This window comes from Nocardioides sp. (assembly GCF_036274455.1).
GTDB lineage: Bacteria > Actinomycetota > Actinomycetes > Propionibacteriales > Nocardioidaceae > Nocardioides.
Window position 1 is genome coordinate 1 of sequence record NZ_DASUFR010000166.1, and the last position, 7,340, is coordinate 7,340.

Annotated in this window: 5 protein-coding genes; 3 read left to right on the forward strand and 2 right to left on the reverse strand. The window is 71.8% G+C overall.

Going from position 1 to position 7,340, the window contains the following annotated elements; translation table 11 throughout:
• Positions 1–390: 390 nt before the first annotated feature.
• A complete protein-coding gene (locus VFV89_RS16475) occupies positions 391–1,236 on the forward strand; it encodes a GNAT family N-acetyltransferase (protein ID WP_329707045.1) in 846 nt (281 codons plus the stop codon).
• A gap of 226 nt (positions 1,237–1,462) precedes the next feature.
• Positions 1,463–2,782, forward strand: a complete 1,320-nt coding sequence (locus VFV89_RS16480; protein ID WP_329707046.1) for an HNH endonuclease signature motif containing protein — start codon at positions 1,463–1,465, stop codon at positions 2,780–2,782.
• A 30-nt stretch (positions 2,783–2,812) separates the two neighbouring features.
• On the opposite strand, the gene VFV89_RS16485 is transcribed toward VFV89_RS16480, so the two are convergent.
• Both VFV89_RS16485 and VFV89_RS16490 read right to left on the reverse strand, forming a co-directional pair.
• Positions 2,813–4,675 carry an ABC transporter ATP-binding protein gene (locus tag VFV89_RS16485; protein WP_329707047.1) on the reverse strand — a complete coding sequence of 621 codons (1,863 nt, stop codon included), beginning with the start codon at positions 4,673–4,675 and terminating at the stop codon, positions 2,813–2,815.
• A 73-nt stretch (positions 4,676–4,748) separates the two neighbouring features.
• On the reverse strand, positions 4,749–6,530 hold the full coding sequence (locus VFV89_RS16490) for an ABC transporter ATP-binding protein (RefSeq protein WP_329707048.1): 1,782 nt from the start codon (positions 6,528–6,530) through the stop codon (positions 4,749–4,751).
• 181 nt (positions 6,531–6,711) lie between these two features.
• Here VFV89_RS16490 and VFV89_RS16495 point away from each other — a divergent pair, with 181 nt between their 5' ends.
• Complete coding sequence (locus VFV89_RS16495) at positions 6,712–7,176, forward strand: VOC family protein (RefSeq protein WP_329707049.1); 465 nt, start codon at positions 6,712–6,714, stop codon at positions 7,174–7,176.
• Positions 7,177–7,340: the final 164 nt, after the last annotated feature.

The window sequence follows — 7,340 nt, forward strand, 5'->3', positions numbered from 1 at the left end:
CCTGCGCGACCGCGTGCACGCGGTGGTCTTCGCCTACGAGCACGGGCTGGTGCGGCCGGGGTCGCCCGAGCCGCGCTGACCGCGAAAACCGGCTCTTGTGACCCATCCGTGGGTGGGCGGCCGCGCGGGTAGCACGCCGCACCCCACCGCAAGCGTCAGAGTCACCGGATATCCGGTGACCCCTGCGCTTCTGTAGCGAGATCTCGGCACAGAAGCGGATGGGTCGCTACAGAACCCCGGCCCTGCCTCTGGTGGTGCCCGGCGCTGGGCAACGGCTCGGCGCACCCGCCGTTGTGCGCCGTATCACCGGATCGCGCGCACCCACCGATCAGTCACGAGAGCCCGAATAATCGGTCGAGCCACACCGGAGCTCGGCCGTACGGTCGGCCGGTGATCCGGCACGAGGTCCTGGACCGGACCAGCGCAGCCGCCGTGGTGGCCGAGGTGGCGCGCTGGGACGCCGGCACGACGTACGCTCCCCTGCTGCACACCGGGGACCTGGGCTGGCACCTGCGACTGGCCGACGAGGTGCTGGCCGGGACGGTGCATGCCTGGTGGGCCGACCGCGGCCTGGTCGCCGTCGCCCTGATCGAAGGAGCCACGTCCCGACCGCGGGCCTGTCCGGACCTGATCGGCGACGCGGCTCTCGCGGTCGCCGTGGCCGATGTCGTCGACGCCGGCCCCCACCCGGAGCTCTGGAGCGACGTCGTCCCGGGCTCGGCGCTCCGCAACGAGCTGGTCCGTCGTGGGTGGGAGCTGGACCCGGACCCCTGGGTGTCGCTGTACGCGTCTGCCGAACGGTGGGAGGTCGCCGACCGAGGGGTGGTCCGGCTCGGGTCGGCCCACGTGCGGGCCCGGGTGACTGTCCAGCGCAACGGGTTCGAGCGCTCCACCTTCGACGAGCCCACGTGGCACCGGATGGCCGCCGGACCGGGCTTCCGGGCCGACCTCGACCTCGTCGTCCTCGACGACGGAGCGCCCGCCGCGGCCGCCACCGGGTGGCTCTCGGTCCCCGGCGGCCCGGCGATCCTGGAGCCGCTGGCCACGCACCCGGCCCACCGGGGCCGGGGCTTCGGCCGCGCGGTGACGGCCGCCATCGTCGACGCCTGCCTCGCGGCCGGCGCCTCGGGCGTGTCGGTCGCCACCCCGCAGAGCAACACCGCAGCCGTGGCGACCTATGTCTCCGCCGGCTTCCGCCCGGTCGAGACGGTGCAGGCGCTGACGATCCGGAGGTGACGTGCGGGCGCGGCACTTGTCCTCAGCTGTGTGCACTTGTGGCCAGGGACTGTGGGCAGGGACTTGACACCGCCTTCGAACATGTGTTCGAATGAATGCAGCACAGATGCAGTAGTCCTCCGGGTCCGTGCTCCCGGAGCTCGCCATTCGGTGGCGCGCTGGCATCGAGGTCATCCCAAGTCCCGTGGTCGCTCCGCGGGCATCGGTCTCGACTCCGGAGCCACCAGTGGACTCGATCGCATCCCCAGCCGCCGTGCTGGCCGACGCGCGCGTCCGGGTGGGTTCGCTCGACGACCGCCTCGTCACCGGCTTCTCCGACGCCGAGCTCGTCGACGGCCTGGCCGCGGTGCAGGAGCTGAAGGGACAGCTGTCCGCGCTCGAGGCCGAGCTGCTGGCCGAGGCCGATCTCCGCGACCTCGCTCGCAAGCGGCTCCACTGGGGGTCGACCGCCGACTGGTTCACCCACCTCGCCGGGCTGAGCCGTCGCGAGGGGCGGCGGGCGGTGGTCCATGCCCGGCAGCTGGTCACCGAGCGGCAGCGCACCCTGGAGGCCCTGCGCCGGGCTGAGGTGTCCGCGGACCAGGCCGGGATCATCTGCGATGCGGTGGACACCCTGCCCTCCAGCCCGACGCTGCGGGCGCGAGGCGAGCAGGCGCTGCTCGACGAGGGCCGGCAGCTCGACGCCACCGAGCTGGCCCGCACCGCCCGGCACCTCGCCGACGTGGTCGATCCCGACCGCGCCAAACGCCGCGACGAGGCCGCGCTCGAGCGCGAGGAGCGGGCCGCCCACTCCGGCCGCTTCCTCGCGGTCACCGACGACGGCGCCGGCGGCGTGCGGATCAAGGGCGCGGGCAGTGTCGAGGACGGCGCCGTGCTCCGCGCCGCCCTGCTCCCCCTCACCAGGCCCGCCCCCGCCGTCGACCCCGACACCCCTGGCTGCCAGGTGGAGACCGACCCGCGTGACCACGGGGCCCGCATGTTCGACGCCCTGGTCGAGCTGGCCCAGCACGCGCTGGACACCGAGCGCGTGCCTTCCTCCCATGGGGCGCGCCCGCGGCTCGCCATCACCGTCGACTTCCAGACCCTCGCCACCGGCCTCGGCCGGGAGCCTGCCGCGGAGGCCACGACCGACGACGGCCTGCGGCTGTCGGTGGCCGCGGTGCGACGCCTCGCCTGCGACGCCGAGCTCATCCCGGTCTGCCTCGGCACCGACGGTGAGGTCCTGGACGTCGGACGTCTCTCGCGCCTGATCACTCTTGTCCTGTGGCGCGCCCTCGTGGCCCGCGACCGGCACTGCACCTTCCCCGGGTGCACTCGTCCGCCCGTGATGTGCCACGCCCACCACATCATCCACTGGGTCGACGGTGGCCGGACCTGCCTCGACAACCTCGTCCTGGTCTGCGGCGAGCACCACCGCGTGCTCCACCACACGCCCTGGCAGGTCCGCCTCAACCCCGACGACCGTCGACCCGACTACCTGCCGCCGGCCCGGCTCACCAGCCAGGACGCGCCCGGGTGGATCCGCTACCGACCGCGTCGAGAGTGATGGCCGGCGCGAGCCAGTGGGCGCTGCGGGTTAGGCGAGCGACTCCAGCCAGGCCTGGTGCAGCTGAGAGTAGCGGCCGTCGCCGCCGGCGATCAGCTCCGCAGGAGCGCCGTCCTCGACGATCCGCCCGTGCTCCATGACCAGCACCCGGTCGGCGATCTCCACCGTCGACAGGCGGTGGGCGATGATCACCGCGGTGCGGCCGGCGAGGACGGTGCGCAGCGCCTGCTGGACCAGCCGCTCGGAGGGCACGTCGAGCGAGGACGTGGCCTCGTCGAGGATCAGCACCGCCGGGTCGGCGAGGAAGGCGCGGGCGAAGGCGACCAGCTGCCGCTGGCCGGCGGAGAGCCGGCCTGCAGAGTTGGCGACGTCGGTGTCGTAGCCGTCGGGCATCTCGAGGATGAACTCGTGGGCACCGAGCGCGATGGTGGCCGCGACGACGTCGTCCATGGTGGCGCCGGGCCGACCGAAGCGGATGTTGTCGGCGACGGTGCCGGAGAAGAGGTAGTTCTCCTGGGTGACCATTACGACGTTGTCGCGCAGCTGCGCGGAGCTGATCGAACGGAGGTCGGTGCCGTCGAGCAGCACGCGCCCGCCCGTCGGGTCGTAGAAGCGGGTGGCCAGCTTGGCGAGCGTGGTCTTGCCGGCGCCGGTCGTGCCGACCAGTGCCAGGGTCTGGCCCGCGGGAACGGTCAGGTCGAGGCCGGGCAGGACCGGCCGGCCCTCGACGTACTCGAAGTCGACGTGGTCGAACCGGAGCTCGCCCCGGACGTGGCCGAGGGTGGTCGGCGTGGCCGGCTCGGGGACCGACGGCTCCTCGTCGAGCACGCCGGCCAGCTTGTCGAGCGCGGCCGAGGCCGACTGGAAGGTGTTGTAGAACTGCGAGATCTCCATCATCGGCTCGAAGAACTGGCGCAGGTAGAGCAGGAACGCCGCGAGCACGCCGACGGTGACGTCGCCGTGGTAGGCGCGGTAGCCGCCGTAGAGCAGCACGACGCCGATGGTGAGGTTGCCGATCAGCCGGATCCCGGGCATGAACCAGGCGACCAGCCGGAAGGCGACCAGGTTGGCCCGGCGGTACTGGTCGTTGACGTCGTCGAAGATCTCCTGGTTGCGGGGCTCGCGGCGGAACGCCTGCACCGCGCGGATGCCGCCCATTGACTCGACGAAGTGGACGATGACCAGGGCGACCTTCTCGCGGGTGACCTTGTAGGACTTGGCCGACTCGCGCCGGAACCAGAGGGTGATCCAGGCGAGGAACGGACCACAGAGCAGGGCGACCAGGCCCAGCTTGACGTCGAGGAAGAGCAGCAGCCCTGCGGTGCCGACGAGCGTCAGCGCCGCGGTGACCAGGCCGTCGAAGCCGGTCTCGAGCATCTCGTAGATCGCGTCGACGTCGGAGGTCTGCCGCGAGATGACCCGGCCCGAGGTGTAGGCGTCGTGGAAGGCCGGGCTGAGCACCTGGAAGTGCCGGAACACCCTGCGCCGGATCTCGAAGAGGATGTCCTGCCCGATCCGGCCAGACCGCACCAGGAACAGCTGACGGGCCACGGCCTGGATCACGGTCGCGACGCCCATGATCGCCACGATCCCGAGCAGCGGCTTCAGGTCGTCGTTGGCCTGGATCGGCGGGATGCCGGTGTCGATGCCCTCCTTGACGAGGTAGGGGATCGCGAGCCGGGCGGCGTTCTCGACCAGCACGATCCCGATGAGCAGCTGGATGGCGCGCTTGTAGGGCGCCAGCAGCTCGCCGAGCAGCCGCCGGGACCCGCCCCCGAGCGTCCCGGCGGTCATCCGTTCGGCGGCCTCGTCGGCGTCGACCTTCGCCAGCCCGCGCCACGAGGAGGTCTCGTCGACCGGGACCTCGGGTGGCGGCGTGGTGTCGGTGCTCATGCTTCTGCGGGGTGCCCGCGCAAGCGCGAGCGCACAGCGCGAAGCGCTTCCTCGGCGCGGTTTCGTGGGGTGATCATGCGCTCACCTCCTCGGGGAGGTCCGCATCGGAGCCGAGCAGGTCGCGGTAGGCCGGCACCGTGGCCAGCAGCTCGCGGTGGTCGCCGATGTGGGTGATCCGGCCGCCCTCGAGCAGCGCGACCCGGTCGGCCAGCAGCACCGTCGACGCGCGGTGGGCGACGATCAGGCCGGTGGTGTCGGCGAGCACGCGCCGGAGCGCGTCCTCGACGAGCTTCTCGGTGTGCACGTCCAGTGCGGAGAGCGTGTCGTCGAGGACCAGGATGCGCGGCTGAGCCAGCACCGCCCGGGCCAGCGCCAGCCGCTGCCGCTGCCCACCGGACAGGGCCAGCCCCTGCTCGCCGATCCGGGTGTCGAGCCCCCAGGGCAGGTCGTGCACGAAGCCTGCCTGGGCGACGTCGAGGGCCTGGGCGATCTCCGCGTCGGTCGCGTCGGCGCGGCCCAGCGTGAGGTTCTCGCGGGCGCTCATCGAGAACAGCGTCGGCTCCTCGAACGCCGTCGCGACGAGCGTGCGCAGGTGACGCAGGTCGAGCTCGCGGACGTCGACACCGTCGATGGTGACCCGGCCGCCGGTGACGTCGTAGAGCCTCGGGACCAGCGAGGTCAGCACCGTCTTGCCGGAGCCGGTGGCGCCCACGAGGGCGACCGTCTCGCCCGGGAGGATCTCGAGGTCCAGCCCGCGCAGCACCGGCGCGTCACTGTCCGAGAAGGCGAAGTGGACGCCCTCGAGGCGCAGGTGGCCGTGCGGCTCGGCGATCGTGCGGGTGCCGCCGACGATGTCCGGCTGGGTGTCGAAGATCTCCAGGATGCGGGCGCCGGCGGTCATCGCCTCCTGCGCCATCGCCAGGATCACCCCGAGGCTCGCCACCGGCCAGACCAGCGAGAGCAGCAAGGTGATGAATGCGACCAGCTCACCGGGGGTGAGCTCGCCCTTGCCGACGCCGATCGCGCCGAGCAGCAGCACGATCACGACCGCGACGTTGGGGATCACCTCGAGGAAGCTCCAGAACCTCGCCGAGAGGCGGACCTTGTCCATCGAGGTGCCGTAGAGCCTGCGCGCGGCGTCCTCGTAGCGCGCCGACATGTGCTGGGACCGGCCGAAGCTCTTGATGACCCGGATGCCGACCGCACCCTCCTCGGCCAGCGTGGCGAGGTCGCCCTGCTCGTCCTGGACGCGGCGCGAGACCACGACGTAGGCCTTCTCGAAGCGCATCGAGAGCCAGACGACGGGGACGGCGGTGGCCGCGACGACCAGGCCGAGCGGCCAGTACATGTGCAGCAGTACGCCGGTGACCACGGTCACCTGGAGGACGTTGATGACCAGGAACAGCAGGCCGAAGCCGCTGAACCGGCGGATCGCGGAGAGGTCCTGCGTCGCGCGCGACAGCAGCTGGCCCGACTCCCACTTGGTGTGGAAGCTCATCGGGAGCTCCTGGAGCCGCGCGTAGAGGTCGTGGCGGATCTCGGTCTCGAGGCCCAGCACGGCGTTGGACTGCACCCAGCGTCGGACCCAGATCAGGACCGCCTCGAGCACACCCAGCCCGAGCGCGAGCAGGCCCAGGGGCAGCAGCGCACCCAGGTCACGGTCGGTGATGGGGCCGTCGATGATCGCCTTGGTGACCAGCGGGATGGTGATCGAGAGCCCGACACCTCCCACCGCGGCCGCCGTCATCACCCCGAGCGCGGGGAGGTGCGGCTTGAGGTAGCCGCGCAGCCGCCACAACGAGTGGATCCCGGCTGGTGGCTCGGCGCGGCCAGCGGCGGGCTCCGGTGTTGTCATCGTCAACGATTTTAGTGCCGACCGCCGACAGGGGCTAACCGATATCTGGTTCTTACGCCGGCGGCGGGAAGAGACCACATCGAGCAACGCTCCCCCTTCAACCAGGGTTGAGGTCAAGCCGGAAGCCGGTCTTCTCCGCCCCTCCCCGCCCGGTGTCGGTGGGCTCACGGAGACTGTCGCCATGAGCCAAGCGCAGCCCTACACCGTCCAGATCGTCGTCGACAGCGCCGAGCCGCACCCGCTCGCCGACTGGTGGGCCGAGGTGCTCGGCTGGGAGGTGGAGCCCCAGGACGCGGGGTTCATCCGGTCGATGATCGACCAGGGCTTCGCCACCGAGGCCGAGACCACCCACCACCGGGGCGCACTGGTCTGGGCGAGCGGCGCCGCCATCCGCCATCCGGAGGGTCTGGAGCGCGCTCCGCGGATCCTCTTCCAGCAGGTGCCCGAGGCCAAGATGGTGAAGAACCGGGTCCATCTCGACCTGCGCAGCACCGCCGCGCCGAGCCTGGCCGAGAAGCAGCGGCTGCTCGCGCTCGGTGCCACCGAGATCGGCGGCGGGACCCAGGGTCCACAGGTCGCCTGGGTGGTCCTGCAGGACCCGGAGGGCAACGAGCTCTGCCTGCCCGTCCCGCCGCCGGGGAGCTAGTGCCCCGCGTCGAAAGTTCGGCACCTAATTCCGCACCCCGAGCGCGCACCTCGCGGCGTTGCCGTCGCTCGCTGGACGAAGAGGTAGAGCGTCGCTCCGGCGCCTTGCGATGCACGCACTCGGAGCACGGACTTAGGCACCGTACTTCCAACGCGGGACACTAG

Bases quoted from the DNA above. Each gene is read 5' to 3' on its own strand.
- VFV89_RS16495 (WP_329707049.1), top strand. From the start codon at position 6,712: ATGAGCCAAGCGCAGCCCTACACCGTCCAGATCGTCGTCGACAGCGCC.
- VFV89_RS16490 (WP_329707048.1), bottom strand. From the start codon at position 6,530: ATGACAACACCGGAGCCCGCCGCTGGCCGCGCCGAGCCACCAGCCGGG.
- VFV89_RS16485 (WP_329707047.1), bottom strand. From the start codon at position 4,675: ATGAGCACCGACACCACGCCGCCACCCGAGGTCCCGGTCGACGAGACC.